The organism is Candidatus Hydrogenedentota bacterium (genome assembly GCA_035416745.1).
Classification (GTDB): domain Bacteria; phylum Hydrogenedentota; class Hydrogenedentia; order Hydrogenedentales; family SLHB01; genus UBA2224.
On the sequence record DAOLNV010000101.1, the window covers coordinates 1 to 16,508 of the forward strand.

Sequence of the window (16,508 nt, forward strand, 5' to 3'; positions counted from 1 at the left end):
CCTTTGGGGTTCCGAAAGCGGTCCTCTCATGGATACCGGTTTGGCTGCGGCCACAACGGGCGCGCCGGGGCTTTTGTGGCAAAAACCGGAAGGCTTGTGGTCAAGGTGGGAAAAGGAAAGAGTTCCTGACAGGGAAACAGGGTGATTAGGGTTCGATGCGATTCGCCGGATTCGAGAGGGTGTAAAACCCGCACATGTCGTTAGAACTTCTGCTGCTCAGGCGCAAAAATCACTTGTCAAACAGGCCTGTTTGGCGTATTTTAATTATAATTATAATAGATAATACCTGCATGGGGGATTCGTACGATGGCACATCACATCCGTGGGGGATTGTCGCGCCGGGGGAGCATCGTGTTTGCAGCGGCATTGGGGCTGGTCCTGGCGGCGCCGGCTCTCTTGACTGGATATCAACTCGACGATTGGGTGCAGCACCTCAGGTTGTCGGGAGAAACAACGGTGCTCGGGCTGGAGTCGGCTTCATCGGACATGTTCACGTTTGCTGACGGAGAGCAGCCCCATACCCGGCAACTTGTTCAGTTGGGATTTCTGCCGTGGTGGACGCTGGACGCCTTGCGGCTGTCGTTCTGGCGGCCGATCACGGTGCTCACGCACGTTCTCGATCATATGCTGTGGCCGGACTCGTATGTCTTGATGCATCTTCACAGTGTGTTGTGGTACGTCGCCGCAGTGGTCCTGGCGGGCGCGTTGTACCGCAAGATGCTGGCGCCGACCTGGGCTGCGGGGCTGGCCGTGTTGCTGTTCGCCATTGACGATGCCCATGCCATGCCGGCGGGCTGGCTTGCGAACCGTGGCGCATCCATCGCCCTGTTCTGGGGGCTCGTGGCCTTGATGTCGCACATGAAGTGGCGAGAAGAGGGCCGCAACGAATGGCTGACCGTAGCGCTGTTCGCACTGGTCATGTGTCTTTTGGCAAAGGAGTCGGGCGTAGCTGCGTGCGCGTATCTGTTTGCGTATGCGGTGTTCCTGGACCCCGGGCATCTGATGACGCGGGTGATCTCGGTGTTGCCCTACGCGGGGACCGTATTCGTGTGGCGGCTGGTCTACGCGACTCTTGGTCACGGTATCGCGGGGTCGTCAACGTATGCGGATCCGCTCGTGTCACCCCTGGCCTTCGCACAACAGGCATTGCAGCGTATTCCGGTTTTGTTCCTGGGACAATGGGGGTTGCCGCCGTCGGACGTGCATGTTGTGCTTCCGGCGGGGGGGCAGTGGCTGATGTGGGCGGGGGGCGCAATTCTGTTTCTGATACTTGCGGCAACTTTCGCGCCGATGTACCGCTACGACGCCCGTGTGGGCTTCTGGGCGCTGGGGATGGGGCTTTCCCTGCTTCCCCTGTGCGCGGCGCCGCCGGCTGACCGCCTGTTGATGTGGCCGGGTCTTGGGGCATTTGGACTGCTTGCCCAATACCTCCATGCGCGTTCCGAACGCCGGGAGATGTGGGCCCGGGCGGCGTTCGCGCGCGCCATGGCTCCGCTGGTCACCTTCGTTCTCGTCGTGGTCCACATCGTGTTGGCGCCGTTGCTGATGCCCATGCGCATCCTGGCGTTCGCGACGCTGGGAGACGCTATCGAAGAAGCTATGGCCACGGCTCCAGTGCCAGAAGACATCGAAGAGAGGACGCTGGTCATCGCCAACGCGCCCAATAGGCATCTCACGGGCGATTTCCTGGTTGTTCGCCAGGTGTTGGGCCAACCGGTTCCGGTGCGTATCCGCACGCTTTCAGCCAACTGCCTGTGGCCCGAACCTCACGAGATCACACGGGTAGACGACCGCACGGTGTGCGTGCGGCCGCGAAACGGGTTTCAGTGGTCTCTCGCGCGGGATAAGTGCCACCCGCTTGCCCGCGGAGAGACCGTGGATCTGGGCGACGTTACGGTGGAAATTACGGCTCTGAACCGCAGGGGGCAGCCGTCTGAGGTGGTTTACCAATTCGACTATTCCGTGAACGATCCCCGGTACGTGTGGCTCGTGTACAAGGTCAACCTGAACCAGTATGTCCCGTTTCTGCCGCCGCCCGTGGGACAGACGTTTACGATCGACCCGTACGCATAGAAAACGGCATCTTCCGGTTATGACTATGAGCCGGTAACTTTGCGGACGCCGCGCCCCCAGCAATGGGTGGCCGCATAGAGTACCGCCCCCGCAATCACTACGCCCGATACCACCAGGAGGCCGAGGGGCTTCTCGGCGAGGGCATAGGTTACACAACTGTACAGCATGAACGCGGCGAAGGCGCAGAAGAGGACCGGCGTAACCGGGAATCCCGCCACCTTGAACGGGCGCGGTGTTCCGGGGTCGCTGCGGCGCAACACGAACACCGAGATGCCCGTTGCCACGAAAAACATCCACACCACGGGGGCGGTATACAGGATTGTGTCCATGAACGAGCCGGCCACGACGATGATGGCAATGCTGAGGGCGCCTTGTACGACAAGTGCCCACACCGGCGTGCCGAAGCGCTCGCTCCACAGGCCCACGCGGCTGAATACCGGATGATCGGCGCCCATCGCGTAGGAGATGCGCGCGCCTGTAAACACCAGCCCGTTCACGGCCCCGAGCGCGGATATGCAGATGAGCACGCTCACGGCCCTGGCGGCGAGGTCCGGCAACAGGGGCTTCACGGTGTCCACGGCTACCGCCGGGGAAGCGGCCATGCCTTCCGCCCCGAGCACGGATAGGTAGGCGCCGTTGACACACAGATACAGCACGGTCACCGCGGCAGTGCCCAGCGCCAGGGCCCGAACGATATTCTTCTCGGGGCATTTCACCTCGGCCGACACATACGCCATTTCGTTCCAACCCCCAAACGTGAACATTACGAGGATCAAGGCGAGCTTTACACCGCCCAACGTTATCGTTCCGGCTCCGCCTGGAGCGCTTTGGCCGCCCGGACCCACCAGCCCCGCCGCGACAATGAGCAAAAGGCCCGCCGTCTTTGCGACAGTCAAGAGGTTTTGAGTCCATTTGCCTTCTTGCACGCCCATGACGTTCATTGTCGTGAGAACCACCACGGCCGCTACGGCATACAACATGCCGGCTCGCGGGAAGGGCGCGTAGAGCGTTTGGGCGTACCGGGCAAAGATGAACGCCATCAGGGCAATGTCCCCCGGCCGAATGATGGCCAGCTGCGACCACCCGAACAAGTATCCCGCCCAGGAGCCGTAAGCACGGCTGAGGTAGATGTAGTCGCCGCCCTGATGGGGGTAGGCGGTGGCAAGTTCGGCATAACACAGTGCCCCGGCCAGGGCCAGCAAGCCGCCCGCGAGCCAGATCCCCAGAATACCGGCAGCGGTGCCCATGGCGCCGGCGACCGTGGGCGCGGTTTCGAAAATACCCGCGCCCACGATGATGCCCACGATAATGCACGTGGAATCGAATAATGACAGTGCGCGTTTCGGTTGCATATCAACGCTTTTTCAATGTGACGCTTATCCGGTTCGCCACGAATTCCGCCTCGGCCGCAAACCCGCCGCCGGTATCGCTGCGCGCGCGCAGGACCATAAACGCACATGCACTCAGGAACAGAGGTCGTGTCAGACATTCCCTCGATATCAGACAATCCCTCCTCACGTCACCGGCATTAAGCGCCCGGGCCCGCCCATCTGCTAAATGGGTCTGCTCCAACGACTTTATCATAAGCGAACCGTTATCAGCAGCAATGCAGAGGCCTCATTGCCGTTTAAAGTAGATATCTTCTCTAAGGTTCTGTTCGCTTCTTCAATAATCTGTCCACCGATGATCACCGAGGGCGGCATTCCCCCGTGTCCTTCGGCGCCTGCGCCAGCCGTGCTGTCACAGCTCTCAGCTTCCCTGATTCTCGTCCATTGTCTTGAGACCCGCGGCCGCAAGCGCTTCCCCCTCTCAGGCGTGTTAGCGGAAAGGTCCGCGAGCCGCTATACTCTGAGGTCTTGCAGGTCATCAAACAACAAGGCGCGACTATGAGACCCAACAACGAAAGCACTGTGAGGATTCTTGGCGAGGGCCGTTTTCTGAGGCTGGTGGACCGCGATTCGTGGGAACACGTCGAGCGCATCAACGTTTCCGGCGTGGTCTGCATGGTTGCGGTCACGCCCCGCAACGAGCTCATCCTCGTGGAACAATACCGCGCCGCGTTGCGCAGGGCGACCATTGAAATCCCGGCGGGGCTGGTGGGCGACATCCCCGGCGGAGAGGACGAGGCGTTCGAAACCGCCGCCACGCGCGAACTTGAGGAGGAATCGGGCTACACCGCCTCCCACATGCGTTTTCTGAGCGAGGGCCCCACGTCGTCGGGCATCTGTTCAGAGACTATCCGGTTCTATCGCGCCGAGGGCGTGCGCAAGATCAGCGACGGCGGCGGGGACCATTCCGAGGACATCATCGTGCACATCGTGCCCCTCGCGGGCATTCACGACTGGCTGGAAAAGCAGCCCGAACGCGGCGTGTTCATCGACCCGAAGGTGTATGCCGCACTGTATTTCGCTGGGTGCGGCGCCCCGCAATAAGCCCGCGCGAAAGGGGGGTACATGGCCGGACGTTATCGATTCCATTGCATGCTGACCCTGGTTCTGGCCGCCGTGTGCGCCGGTGCGCAGGAAGTCACCTATACCGCCGCGCTCGTGGCGCCCGCCTCGGAAGAGTGGCTGGCGGTGCGCGGCTCGCTGGAAAAAGAGCTGAATGACGCCGGATACCAAGTCGTGCCGTTCGGGTTTGCGGATCTGTGCGACCCCGCGAAGCTCACCATCGCGGCCATCGACCTGTTAGTGCTGCCGGACGCGTCGGCCCTCCCGGCGCAGTCAACGGGCGTCATCGAGGCGTTTCTGAAGGACGGGGGGGACATCGTCGCGTGCAATACCCCGATGTGGCGCGACCAGCTTATCGACGACGAAGGCGCCTGGGTTCCCCGCGCGGAATACCAGCGCCGCCACGCACAGGACTTATTGGAGAATGTCCTGTTCGATTTTGATGCCACCGCTCCCGGGCAGTGGCGCCGAAACACGAATGACCCGTCCACACCCGCATCCCACGAGATTGCCGCCGCGGACGGCGCACCCTTCGAACGCGCGTTGCGGGTCACGCTCGGCGGTTTGAACAACTGGGACACCTTGGTGAGTCCCGAACTGGCCAATCCGTTCCCGGAAGGCCACACGCTGACCGTGTTCTGGGCGAAGGGCAGCCAGCGCACCACGGCGCTGGCCGTCGAGTGGGCCGAGAAAGACGGGTCGCGCTGGATCGCCACGGTCCCGTTGGCACCCGAGTGGCGGCAGTACGTGCTTCAACCCGCGGACTTCAAATTCTGGGAAAGCGTTCCAGCGCGTGCGAACACCGAGTTCAATCCCGCCAACGTGGCGCACACGAGCATCGGCCTCGCGTTTACTCACACGCCCCTCCCCGGCGGCGGGCACGAATACTGGCTTGGCCCTTTCGGCACCGCCCAACGCTCATCCATGCACGAAAAACTGCTTACCGCGTTCAACGTGCCCGTACTCGAAACCCTCTCGCCGGGATACAAGTTTTTCGAATGCACGGATGTCGCGAAACTCCAGGGCTGCCATAGGGAACAAGAAGTCACTTTTGACAAGCCAGTACAGGTTCTTTCGTCGCACCCGCGTCCAGGCCCCGGCGGGTTTGACAAAGGCCGGGCGTGGCGGTGGAGCCCGTTGCTCCAGGCTTTTTCCGGAGAAGGAGAATGGCGAGGCAATCCCGCCACGCTGTATGTCAATGCCGACGGGGCCTACAAGGGCGGCGTGTGGGTTTCTCTCAGCATTCCCGAGCCTGCGTTGTATACAGCCCCTGGCAGCCCGGTCACAGGCCTCCTCGTGGATACGCTCGCACAGATTCGGGGCGGCGTGTTCATCCTGGACGGCGGCGCGAACTACTACACCTATTTCGAAGGCCAGACCGCCGAGCTTGGCGCCCGGCTCGTCAACGTCGGTAAGGAAGCGGTTAACGACGAAAAAGTGCTGCTGACCATAGGCCGTGACGATGTCCAGGAGTGGTCTGTATCCCTTGCGCCGGGCGAAATCGCGCGAATCACGGTTTCGGAGTCCGTCGCCAGCTGGCCGGAAGAAGGCGTGAACATCAGCATAGCGTTTCCGCCCTACGACATCGCGGAGCACGACGTCCACATCTGGCGGCCGAAGGCGGAGAAGAGTTTCATCACGGTCGAGAACGGCGATTTCATGCTGGAGGGCGCGCGGTGGCGGCCCCATGGGGTGAACTACATGCCGTCGTCGGGCATCGGCGCCGAGGACTGGGACTATTTTGAGCATTGGCTCGGGGCGCGGGCGTATGACCCCGAGATCATCCAGCGCGACCTCGACCATATCAAAGACATGGGGATGAACTCGGTCAGCATTTTCATTCATTACGCCGCGCTCGAGTCGCAGAACCTCCTCGATTTGCTCCGCCGCCTCGAAAAGATGGACATGAAGGCCAATTTGTCGCTGCGGCCCGGGACGCCTTTCGAATTCGAGTGGGACAAAATGCGCGCGCTCATCGAGCGCTACCGCCTGTGGGACAACGACACGGTCTACGCCTACGACCTCGCCTGGGAGCCCATGTTCGGCGACCATGAAGGCCGCAAACGGTGGGACGCGCACTGGCGGCAATGGATCAACGAGCGTTACGGCAGCATCGAGAACGCCGAGAAGGACTGGGAGTTCCAGGCGCCGCGCGAGCCCGGCGGGCACGTGACCAACCCGCTCGACCCGAACGTGGTCGAGGACGGTCCGCATTGGCGCATGATGGCCGCGTACCGCCGGTTCCTCGACACGCTCCTTTACGAATACTACGGCCGCGCGCGGCGGCTGGTGCGCAGCGTCGATCCGAACCATCTCGTGAGCTTCCGCATGACGCTGGCGGGCGATCCCACGGCGCGGTGGTCGAAAACCGTTCCCTACGACTACGCGTATCTGTCGGGCGCCGTGGACCTCCTCGAACCGGAGGGTTACGGCCGGATCGGCGACTGGGAACGCGTCAAGCCCGGCCGGTTCACTTACGAATACAGCCGCTGGGCGAATGCGGGGCTCCCGCTCATCTGGGCCGAAGCGGGCGTGAGCGCGTGGTCCCAGGCGCTCATGACAACGCCCCAGGAACAGCTGGATTTCCAGGGCAGGTTCTACACTGATGTGTACCGCATGATGATCGAGAGCGGCGCGGACGGCATTTACTGGTGGTGGTACCCGGGCGGATACCGCACCAACGAGCGCAGCGATTTCGGCATCATCAACCCCGACGGCTCGGACCGGCCCGTCACGCAGGTCATTCGCGGCCACGCCCGGCCGTTCCTCGATGCGCCGCCGGCCAAACCCGTCGACTATTGGCTCGTTTTCGACCGCGACGTGCATCCCGATGGTATCGCGGGCGTCTATGACGCCGCGAAGGAAGAATTCTGGGCCGCTGTCGGCGATGGCAAAACGCCCGGCCTGCACACCCGGGGCACGGGCACAACGTCGGCGGACTGCCCCCTCGACGCGGTCGGCAACGTGCCGTACAACGGAACCAATCCGCTCAAATACCTCGACGGCTTCTTCGACGCCGTTGAGATTCGCGACGCTGCGGGCGCGTGGGTGGAAGTGGCGGACGGCGCGCAGGTGGCCGTCGGCGTGGACAAACCCGTCGTCGCGCGGCTGACCATAACCAACCTTGGCGAAGCCGCGTGGCTGCCGCAGGCGGAGGCGGGCGGCGCGGGCGGGGTTCACGTTATCGCGGGCGGCGTTCGTATCCCCGTAGGCGCCCGCGTCGAGCGGTTTGGACACGCGGTCCTCGAAGAAGTTACGCTGTTGCCAGCCGTTGGGCGCGAGCCTGGTCCGGTTGAGTTGCGTTTCGAAGCCGAAGGCCGAGCCGTGTTCGGTCCGCGGTATACGGTGGTAGTGGGTCCGTAAGCACACGGTATTTCCGAGGAGAAAAGCCATGAGAACGATCGCGGTTGTTACCCTTTCGCTGCTGATTGCACTGGCGTCCGCCGCGCAAGATGCAAATCCTGTACCGTCTTCCGCCGCCCCGGCGGCGCAGCCGCAACCGCCCGCCGGGAATATCGCCCTGGGCAAACCTTACAAGATGGAGCCCACGCCCGGATACGAACACTGCACCGACCCGGGCGACGCCGCCCAGCTCACCGACGGCGTGTACTCGGAAGGCTATTTCTGGACCCAGCAGACGACCGTGGGCTGGACGCACCAGCCGATCATCGTCGTGACCATCGACCTGCAGGAGGACCTGCCGATCAGCGGAGCGTCGTTCAACACGGGCGCGGGCGTGGCCGGCGTGACCTGGCCCATCGCCATCTACATGCTGGTCGCCGGCGACGACCAAATTTTCTACGAGGCCGGCGAACTCGTCTCGATGAGCGCCGAACATGGCCTCCCCGACCCCAGCAAGTACTCGGTGCACCGCTATTGGACCGACAAGCTCGAGACCCATGGCCGCTATGTGGCGTTCGTGTTCGGCGCACAGCCCTATGGTTTCGTCGACGAGATCGAGGTTTTCAAGGGCGACGAGGAATGGGTCCACCGCGCGTATGCGGGAACGCCTATCAAGAACATCAAGGACGCGATGGTCCGCGCGTCGATGCAGGAGGCCATTCGCCGCCGCATACTTCTGGATGTTGCCGGGCTCGAGGAGAAGCTGGCGAACGCCGCCATCGACGCGGGCGCCAAAGACGCCATCGCGGCTGGATTGAAAGACGCCAAAGACGCGGCCGCGAAACTTCCCGAGGCCCCGCTCGACACGTTCAAGGCCATCATGCCTCTCAACGGCCTGCACCGCGGGGTATTGGCTCTGCAGGGCGCGCTCTGGAACGCTCAGGGCTACCCGCCGCTCACGCTCTGGCAATCGCCTTTGTGGGACCAGGCATCCATCCTCGACGACCCGGCGAAGGATGCGTCGCCGAAGGTCGCGGTTCATCTCATGCGCAACGAATACCGCGCGGGCTGTTTCAGCATCTCGAACGCGACCCGCGAACACGAAACGGTGCTTGTGAACATCGCCGGGCTCCCCGGCGGCGTCAATCCCGGCTATATCAGGGTGCATGAGGTCCAGTGGACGGACACCAAGTCGGGCATTCCGGTGGCAGCCGCATTGCCCGAGGCGCCGAAACAGGACGGCGGCTATGCCATCGAAGTCCCTGCCGGTATGACGCGTCAGGTCTGGCTCACGTTTCATCCGGAAGACGTCGCTGCGGGCACGCATACGGGCGAGATCGCCGTGACGTCCGCGAAGCACGGCGCGCAGAAGGCGCCCGTCGAGATGCGGGTGTTTCCTTTCGCGTTCCCTGAGAAGCCGGCGCTTCATTTCGGCGGATGGGATTACACCAATGGCAACGGCAGCCGCGGGATCACGCTCGAGAACATGGCGCGGTTTATCGAACATTGCCGCGAGCATTTCGTCGATTCGCCATGGGCTACCAGCGGCGTGATGCCCTTTGGCCAATTCGACGCGGCAGGGGCTATGACGGCAAAACCCGATACCGCGGCGTTCGACGAATGGATGGCTCGCTGGCCCGACGCCGCCAATTACATGGTTTTCGCCGCGGTGGGGCCGAGTTTGGGCAACTTCGCCCAGGGCACGCCCGAATTCAACAAGGCCGTCGGCGAATGGGCCGCGTTCTGGGCCGGGTACATGCGCGATAAGGGCAAACAACCCGAACAGCTCGCGCTTCTGGTGCTCGATGAACCCTCCAGCGCCAAACAGGACGAAACCATTCTCCTCTGGGCAAAGGCCATCCGTGCCATGAACACCGGGATCCGCATCTGGGAAGATCCCATCTACGCCGGCGACATGACCAAGGCAAACCAGGAGATGATCGCCGCGTGCCACGTGCTCTGCCCCAACCGGCCCTTGTTCCTCCAAGGTCCCGAAACGTACCGGCAATATTTCGTTGATCGCCGGAACGAGGGCATCGCTCTTGACTTCTACTCATGCAGCGGCCCGGTCCGGCTGCTCGACCCTTACAGCTATCACCGCATGCAGGCGTGGGAATGCTGGAAGTACCAGGCCGAAGCCACGTACTTCTGGGCGCTCAGCGACACGGGCGGCGGTTCATCATGGAACGAATATGCCGCACCCGGCACCGACTACTGCCCGTTCTTTCTCGACGCGGTATCCGTCACGCCCGGCAAACACATGGAATCCATCCGCGAGAGCGTCGAGGATTTCGAGTACCTGGTCATGCTGCGCGGCGCCATCGCCCAGGCCGAAAAGGCGAACAAACCGGCCGAGACGATTGCCAAAGCCCGCGCCCTGCTTGAGGAGGCGCCCGGCCGGGTGCTTGAAGCCAGCCGCGCTGGCGCGCTGAACTGGAAAGAGCCGCTCGACCGTGACGTGGCGGACCGCGCGCGCCTCGAGATCCTCGAAACGCTCACGCAGCTGCAATAACATACGACAAGGAGATGCTGCCAATGTATTCGCTGACCCTGTTCATCACGGTGGGCCTGTCCGCGTCCGCGGCGGGAGCGGATGCCGCTCCGTTTTATGCCGACAAACTGGACTTGCTGTTCTATCTCGACGCCTCCGGGGAGCGGCGCCCGGTTCAATCCGCCGCGGACTGGGAACTCCGCCGCGAGCACGTGCGCGCCAATTTCCAGAAGGTTGCGGGGCCGTTGCCGCCGCGCGAAAACCTCCTTCCGCTGGACATTCAGGTCGAGGAAGAGCAGGAGTTCCCGAAATACGTCCGCAGGAAGATCACGTTCGCCGTTGAATCGTGGGACCGGCTTCCCGCCTGCCTGCTGCTCCCCAAAGGCCGGGAGGGCAAGGTTCCCGCGGTTCTGTGCCTGCACCCCACTTCCGAGTTCGGCAAGGACGTGGTTCTCGGCGTTAACGGCAAGGCCAACCGGCAATACGCCGCGGAACTGGCCGAACAGGGTTTCGTGACCCTCGCGCCAGACTACCCGGGATTCGGAGATTACAAGGACGCCCGGCAGCGCGCCTACAGCCGCGGATATACCAGCATGACCATGAAAGGCATCTGGAACCACATGCGCTGCGTCGATCTGTTGCAGAGCCTGCCCGAAGTCGATCCCGAACGCATCGGGTGCATTGGCCATTCGCTCGGCGGACACAATACGCTGTTCGTGGGGCTGTTCGACGAGCGCATCAAGGTAATGGTCACGAGTTGCGGGTTCACCCTTTTCGCCAAGTATATGGGCGGCGACCTCACGGGCTGGACCCACGACGGCTACATGCCTGCCATCGCCAGCGAGTTCGATAAAGAGCCCGCGAAGATGCCGTTCGATTTTCCGGACATTCTGGGCGCTCTGGCTCCGCGCACCGTGTTCATCAACGCGCCCATCAATGACGACAACTTTGACAATTCGGGCGTGCGGGACTGTGTCGAAGCCGCGCGGCCAATCTTCCGGCTCTACGGCGCCGAAGATCACTTGATAGCCGTCTATCCCGAGGCCGAACACGACTTTCCTGACCTCGAACGCACGCAAGCCTACGCGTGCATTCGCAGTGTGCTCGAAAGGGATTGAGAGGGAGTTGCCGCGGCCGCCGCGATTCGCGATCCGCATTTTTGTCGCGTGCCTCGCGGCGGCAAGAGAGGCGCGCTCGGAAAACCGCGCCGCAATGATCGGGAGGATGCGTGCGATGCTCAGCGATACGGCCCATACTGCCGGCAAAGAATACACCAATGACGGGCATATGACCCCGTGTGACGGCATGCCCTCGTCCGCGCGGCGGCGATTTCTGCTGGCGGTGGGCGCGGGGCTCGGGTTCAGCCAGATGCATGCAGGCGATGCATGCGCCACCGGGCCGGAGGAGGCGTTCGAGATCTATGACGAGAACACCCGGCTCCCGCTCACGGAAGACGGCGCGGCGGTCATCAAGAAGGCGTATGACCTCGGGCGCCGGCTCCACCGGGAACATGGGGGGTGTTGCAGATGCACGGTGGCCGCGCTTCAGGAAGCGCTCGATATGGTCCCGAATCACGGCGGCCTGTTCCGTGCGGCAACGTGCCTTGACGGCGGCGCAGCCCCCGGCAAAAAGTTGAGCTGCGGCTCCTTCACCGGGGCGGGCATTGTGATCGGCTATATCTGCGGCGCCGAGAACTTCGCCAGCACGGACCTTGCTCACAAACTGATACAGCGCGTGGCGCAAAAGTTTCAGCAGGCTTACGGAAGCGTCTTGTGCGAAGACGCCGCCAAAGGGGGAAACTGCCAGGAAGTGGTCGCCTCCGCGGCCCAATGGACGGCACAGGTCCTGCTCGAACAGTTCACCGGTTACACGCCGCCCGCCCAATGACCAGCCGGGCACGTGTTCCGCATGGCCCCTCCGGCTGTGGCGCAAAGAGCCAGCGGACCTGTCAGTACTCGGCGAGGAGGACGTCTTCGAGGCGGCGTTTGGGCACGTGGTGCACGTCGTTGTCGTCGCGGTAGTACTCGATCTTGCCGGGCTCGGTCACGATTTCGAGTTCGATGCGTTCGCGCGGTTTTCCCAGAGCGATAACAAGCAGGAGCTCGAACCGGTCCGCTGATAGCTCAAGGATGCTCCGCAGCTCCTCGCGTTTGATGCTGCCGATCATGCAGGCGCCGAGACCCATCTCGGCGGCGCCCAGGCAGATGGTCTGCGCGGCAATGCCTTGATCCCAGCCGAACGTTGCCGCGACCTCCTTGTCGCCGAGAATGATCACGTAGCCGCCGGGACGCTCGCCCGGGCTTGGGCCGTCCCAGTCTTTGAGATACCCCGCCCACGCCAGCGTGCCGAAGATCCTCTCGTTGAGCGCTTTGTCTCTCGCGATGACGTACTTCAACGGCTGGAGATTGGCTGCCGACGGGGTCAGACGCGCCAAGTCCACCAATTCCCGCAAGTCCTTCAAAGCGACTGGGGTATCTTCATAGAACCGCCGGATGCTCCGGCTTCGCAAAACCAAATCGCGCAGCATATGTTTCCTGCTCCTTGCGCGGGACCTGTCCCAAAATGGCTAATACTCTGAATACTGATTATGACGGCCGGCCGGGCCGGCTTCAAGTGTGTCGCAGGAACCGGAGACGGACCGGGCTGCTACTTTGCCGCTTCCGCCGCGGGCTCGAGATACAGGGTTTTCCATGAGATATACCCGAGATGGTTGGGCTGCCAGTTGCGCACGTCCGGCGATTTCAAGTACGGCCGCGTGTAGAAATAGATGGGAATGATGGGCGCGTCCTGTAGCAAGAGAGCTTCAGCCTGCTGGTACGTAGCGAGCCGGCCCTCTTTGTGCAGAATGGAAGCCCCCTTGCGCACCAGCCGGTCGTATTGGTCAGATGCGTAGCCCGTACGGTTGTTGCCGTTGCCGCTCAGAAAACACTCCAGGAAGTTGTACGGGTCGCTGTAATCGCCGATCCACCCCGAGCGCGCGATATCGTAGTTCAAGGTGTTCATCGAGTCCAGGTACACTTTCCAGTCCTGGTTCAGCAACTGCATCTCGACGCCCAAGGCTTCTTTCCACATCTGCTGGACGGCTTCCGCGATGCGTTTGTGGTCGTCGCTGGTATTGTAGAGCAGCTCGACCTGCGGGAAACCGTTCCCCTCGGGATATCCGGCCTCGGCGAGGAGGCGGCGCGCCTGTTCGACGTCGTAGGGCACGCGCGCGTTGCAGGTGTATCCGGCGGTATCCGGCGGCACGTAATGGAATGCGGGTCTGCGGCCTGCCTTGATCACTTGCCCCACCAGCGTGTCGCGGTCGAGGCTCAACGCAAATGCGCGGCGCACCCGCGCGTCGTCAAACGGCGGTTTCGTCGTGTTGAGACGGTAGTAGTACGTGCCCAGATACGGATCGATGTTCAGATAGGGGTACTTCTCCTTCTGATAGATCTCGATTTTGGGCAGGGGGACGTTCTCGGTGAGGTGCAGGCCGCCCGTGCGGAACGTACGATCCTCGGTCATGGTGTCCTTGATCGGATAAAACGAGATGGCTTGCAGACGGACCGCGTTCGCGTTCCAATAGTACGGGTTCTTCTCGACGCGGATGATCTTGTCGGGTTCCCATTGCGCCAGCTTGAATGCGCCGTTGGATACCATGTTCCCGGGCTGGGTCCACTTGGTGTCGCGAGCCGTCATCCCGCCGCGCGCTTCAATCACCTTCCGCGGAACCGGGTACCACGTGTAGTGAATGTGCAACGATAGAAAGTAGGGCGTGGGCTGCTCGAGGTGCACCTCGATGGTGTAGTCGTCGAGAGCCTTCATACCCACCTTCGAAAAATCCTTAATCTCCCCCGTATTGAACGCGCGCGCATTCACCACGCAGTGCAGCATCGACGCATATTCGCTCGCCAGAGCCGGAGTCAGAATGCGTTCCCACGCATACAGGAAATCCTGGGCAGTCACCGGGTCGCCGTTGGACCACCGGGCGTCCCGGCGCAAATGAAACGTGTAGACTGTGCCGTCGGGCGACACGGTCCACCGTTCGGCTGTCCCCGGGATGGGTTGCAGGGTCGCCGGCTCGAGATCGACCAGCCCCTCGAAAAGCGCCGATAGAATGCGGTGCTCGGGCACGCCTGAGACAAGGTGCGGATCGAGCTCCTGGGGTTCCGCGCCATTCCCGACGAGCAACACGCCCTCGAGCGACGCCTTATCGGCACGGGTCGGCCCGCCGCAACCGCCAGCGACGGCGGCTAGCGCGACACACAAGACAACGCTGGCGGCGCGCTCCCTACGATAGGCGGAAAAGGCACGTTTCATGGCAACCACACCTCCTGTGCCGGATGGATACTGGCGCGTCTCCAGCCGGTTTCTCGCATGTGCATACCTGTCGATGCGCCCTTACGGGTTCAACGGCGTCAATTCGATCTTTCGGAAGAAGATCTCGGCGCCTTCGGACTGCACCTGGATTTTTCCGCGGCTGGGCTTCACGTTCTGCGCATGGTTCATCTCGACGCCGTTGAGGAGCACCGTGATCTCGCCGCCTTTCGCGATGCATTCCATGCGATTCCACTCGCCCACGGGCTTCTCCACGTCTTTCGCGCCGCGGAAGCCCTTCTCGTCTTTCCAACCCGGGTCGCGTCCCCACCAGTTCACACGCCCGCCGTTAATGGTCGCCAACTGGCCGCCAGCCTGGTACACGTAGCAGTCACCGGACTTCTCCGGCGCGACGGGGCACGTGATCGCGAAGTCTTCGGTGCCGTCGCCCACTACGATGAAGTCGCCGGTGCCGCCTTCGATAACCTGGCACTCGATCGAGTGCATCCACACATTCCCGTAGGCCCCGTCCTCCCCGACCGAATGGACCAGGACGCCGCTGTCGCGCGCGCGGTCCGCGCGGGGGGCGAACGCTATTTCTCCCCATTTGAACTCGACAACGAGACGGTAGTTCTCGAACTCCTTCTTCGTCGTGATGCATCCCCACTCTTCGCCCGAGATCCGCAAGACGCCATCCTGCACGGTGAAAACCTGCTTGGGATCGGCGTCGCGGCCGCGGTCGCGGATGAAGGTGTAAAAGTGGTCCGTTATGTTGCCGCACAACAGCTGGATAGGCTCGACGGCTTCCGCGGCGGGCGCGGCATCGGCGCCGCTCAATACAACGAGGGCAATGGCTAACATGGTCATGGCGTGGTTCTCCTTCATGTTCTTGCGTTGGGTTAATTGTGGCACAAAGCGCCCCCGCACTGGTAGGCGCCCGCGGATCAGCGCTCGAGCAAGGGCTGCCCGCTCTTCAACAGCGGTCTGAGGGGGCAGAGCTCGCATTTGGGGGCGCGGCGGCAGTAATCCTTGCCCGTGTACACAATCAGCCCGTGATATTCCTTGAACAGGCGCAGGTCCCGCTCGAGGTGGCCTTCAAACAGCGACCGCAACGCCTCGTAGGCGATATCCGGGGCACAGAGACCGTGGCGGCTGAGAATGCGCCGCGTGTACGCGTCCACCACGAACACGGGTTTCTCGCACGCGTACAGAAGGATGTCGTCGGCCGTTTCAGGGCCGATACCGTCCACGGCGAGCAGTTCGGGGCGCAGTTCTTCAAGGGGCCGCGCGGCCATGCGCGCCATGTTCCCGCCGTACCTGTCCACGAGATACTGGCAGAAGCAGCGTACCCGGCGGGCCTTGACCCTGAAATACCCCGACGGCCGCAACGCGTCCTCGAGCGCGCCGTCCGGGCACGCGAGAATCTTCCGCGGTCCGAGGATCTTTGCGCGTTTGAGGTTGGCGATGGCCCGTTCGACGTTGCTCCAGCTCGTGTTCTGGGTAAGCACGGCGCCCACGGCGACCTCGAAGGGCGTATCCCCGGGCCACCAGTCCGTAGGACCATAATGCCGGTGCAACAGGTCATAGATCTCGTGCAGGGCGCGCGAACAGGTGTTATTCATGGGCTTCCTATTTCATCTTGCGCAGGGTCACGGGCGCCATTGTGCCTTCACCGAGCGACTGGGCCAAGTTGACCATGTTCTGCGCCAGCTCGACGTAGCCGGAACTCTGAACCAGCACCAAACGGTCACCCGGCGGGACGCTGCCGTAGGTTGCCACGAAGTCGGCCGCATAATGAGCCTTGCCGACCGTCACATCAACCCCGTCGCCCTCCTTAATCTCGAGCAACCGCA

At 62.6% G+C, this 16,508-nt stretch carries 12 protein-coding genes; 6 read left to right on the forward strand and 6 right to left on the reverse strand.

The genetic code is table 11. The features are described 5' to 3' along the window. Positions 1–306 precede the first annotated feature (306 nt). Positions 307–2,073 carry a hypothetical protein gene (locus PLJ71_20070; GenBank protein ID HQM50989.1) on the forward strand — a complete coding sequence of 589 codons (1,767 nt, stop codon included), beginning with the start codon at positions 307–309 and terminating at the stop codon, positions 2,071–2,073. 23 nt (positions 2,074–2,096) lie between these two features. On the opposite strand, the gene PLJ71_20075 is transcribed toward PLJ71_20070, so the two are convergent. Beyond that, positions 2,097–3,425 carry an amino acid permease gene (locus tag PLJ71_20075; protein HQM50990.1) on the reverse strand — a complete coding sequence of 443 codons (1,329 nt, stop codon included), beginning with the start codon at positions 3,423–3,425 and terminating at the stop codon, positions 2,097–2,099. A 534-nt stretch (positions 3,426–3,959) separates the two neighbouring features. Between PLJ71_20075 and PLJ71_20080 the strand changes: the two genes are divergently transcribed. The 5 genes from PLJ71_20080 to PLJ71_20100 all read left to right on the forward strand — a co-directional run bounded on the left by PLJ71_20080 (position 3,960) and on the right by PLJ71_20100 (position 12,243). After that, positions 3,960–4,505 carry an NUDIX hydrolase gene (locus PLJ71_20080; protein HQM50991.1) on the forward strand — a complete coding sequence of 182 codons (546 nt, stop codon included), beginning with the start codon at positions 3,960–3,962 and terminating at the stop codon, positions 4,503–4,505. A 21-nt stretch (positions 4,506–4,526) separates the two neighbouring features. Then, positions 4,527–7,886 (forward strand): hypothetical protein, encoded by a 3,360-nt coding sequence (locus PLJ71_20085; GenBank protein ID HQM50992.1) that lies wholly within the window; start codon positions 4,527–4,529, stop codon positions 7,884–7,886. A gap of 28 nt (positions 7,887–7,914) precedes the next feature. Next, positions 7,915–10,377, forward strand: a complete 2,463-nt coding sequence (locus PLJ71_20090) for a hypothetical protein (protein ID HQM50993.1) — start codon at positions 7,915–7,917, stop codon at positions 10,375–10,377. A 23-nt stretch (positions 10,378–10,400) separates the two neighbouring features. After that, positions 10,401–11,474, forward strand: coding sequence for an alpha/beta fold hydrolase (locus tag PLJ71_20095; protein HQM50994.1), 1,074 nt, complete (start codon positions 10,401–10,403; stop codon positions 11,472–11,474). A gap of 115 nt (positions 11,475–11,589) precedes the next feature. Then, entirely contained in the window at positions 11,590–12,243 is a 654-nt protein-coding gene (locus PLJ71_20100) for a C-GCAxxG-C-C family protein (GenBank protein HQM50995.1), read from the forward strand. Positions 12,244–12,304: 61 nt separating this feature from the next. On the opposite strand, the gene PLJ71_20105 is transcribed toward PLJ71_20100, so the two are convergent. The 5 genes from PLJ71_20105 to PLJ71_20125 form a co-directional block, all read right to left on the reverse strand. Next, on the reverse strand, positions 12,305–12,883 hold the full coding sequence (locus tag PLJ71_20105; protein HQM50996.1) for a nitroreductase family protein: 579 nt from the start codon (positions 12,881–12,883) through the stop codon (positions 12,305–12,307). A gap of 119 nt (positions 12,884–13,002) precedes the next feature. After that, positions 13,003–14,658: a peptide ABC transporter substrate-binding protein gene (locus tag PLJ71_20110; protein HQM50997.1), complete on the reverse strand. Its 1,656-nt coding sequence runs from the start codon at positions 14,656–14,658 to the stop codon at positions 13,003–13,005. An 81-nt stretch (positions 14,659–14,739) separates the two neighbouring features. Continuing rightward, complete coding sequence (locus PLJ71_20115) at positions 14,740–15,522, reverse strand: DUF1080 domain-containing protein (GenBank protein HQM50998.1); 783 nt, start codon at positions 15,520–15,522, stop codon at positions 14,740–14,742. A 77-nt stretch (positions 15,523–15,599) separates the two neighbouring features. Beyond that, entirely contained in the window at positions 15,600–16,277 is a 678-nt protein-coding gene (locus PLJ71_20120; GenBank protein ID HQM50999.1) for an endonuclease III domain-containing protein, read from the reverse strand. 7 nt (positions 16,278–16,284) lie between these two features. Further along, positions 16,285–16,508: SAM-dependent chlorinase/fluorinase (locus tag PLJ71_20125; protein HQM51000.1), on the reverse strand; the 224-nt coding region annotated here is incomplete at its 5' end.

What these genes read in the sequence shown, in the direction of transcription:
- PLJ71_20090 (HQM50993.1), top strand. Translation starts at nt 7,915, where the DNA reads ATGAGAACGATCGCGGTTGTTACCCTTTCGCTGCTGATTGCACTGGCG.
- PLJ71_20085 (HQM50992.1), top strand. Translation starts at nt 4,527, where the DNA reads ATGGCCGGACGTTATCGATTCCATTGCATGCTGACCCTGGTTCTGGCC.
- PLJ71_20115 (HQM50998.1), bottom strand. Translation starts at nt 15,522, where the DNA reads ATGACCATGTTAGCCATTGCCCTCGTTGTATTGAGCGGCGCCGATGCC.
- PLJ71_20105 (HQM50996.1), bottom strand. Translation starts at nt 12,883, where the DNA reads ATGCTGCGCGATTTGGTTTTGCGAAGCCGGAGCATCCGGCGGTTCTAT.
- PLJ71_20080 (HQM50991.1), top strand. Translation starts at nt 3,960, where the DNA reads ATGAGACCCAACAACGAAAGCACTGTGAGGATTCTTGGCGAGGGCCGT.
- PLJ71_20100 (HQM50995.1), top strand. Translation starts at nt 11,590, where the DNA reads ATGCTCAGCGATACGGCCCATACTGCCGGCAAAGAATACACCAATGAC.
- PLJ71_20075 (HQM50990.1), bottom strand. Translation starts at nt 3,425, where the DNA reads ATGCAACCGAAACGCGCACTGTCATTATTCGATTCCACGTGCATTATC.
- PLJ71_20095 (HQM50994.1), top strand. Translation starts at nt 10,401, where the DNA reads ATGTATTCGCTGACCCTGTTCATCACGGTGGGCCTGTCCGCGTCCGCG.
- PLJ71_20070 (HQM50989.1), top strand. Translation starts at nt 307, where the DNA reads ATGGCACATCACATCCGTGGGGGATTGTCGCGCCGGGGGAGCATCGTG.
- PLJ71_20110 (HQM50997.1), bottom strand. Translation starts at nt 14,658, where the DNA reads ATGAAACGTGCCTTTTCCGCCTATCGTAGGGAGCGCGCCGCCAGCGTT.
- PLJ71_20120 (HQM50999.1), bottom strand. Translation starts at nt 16,277, where the DNA reads ATGAATAACACCTGTTCGCGCGCCCTGCACGAGATCTATGACCTGTTG.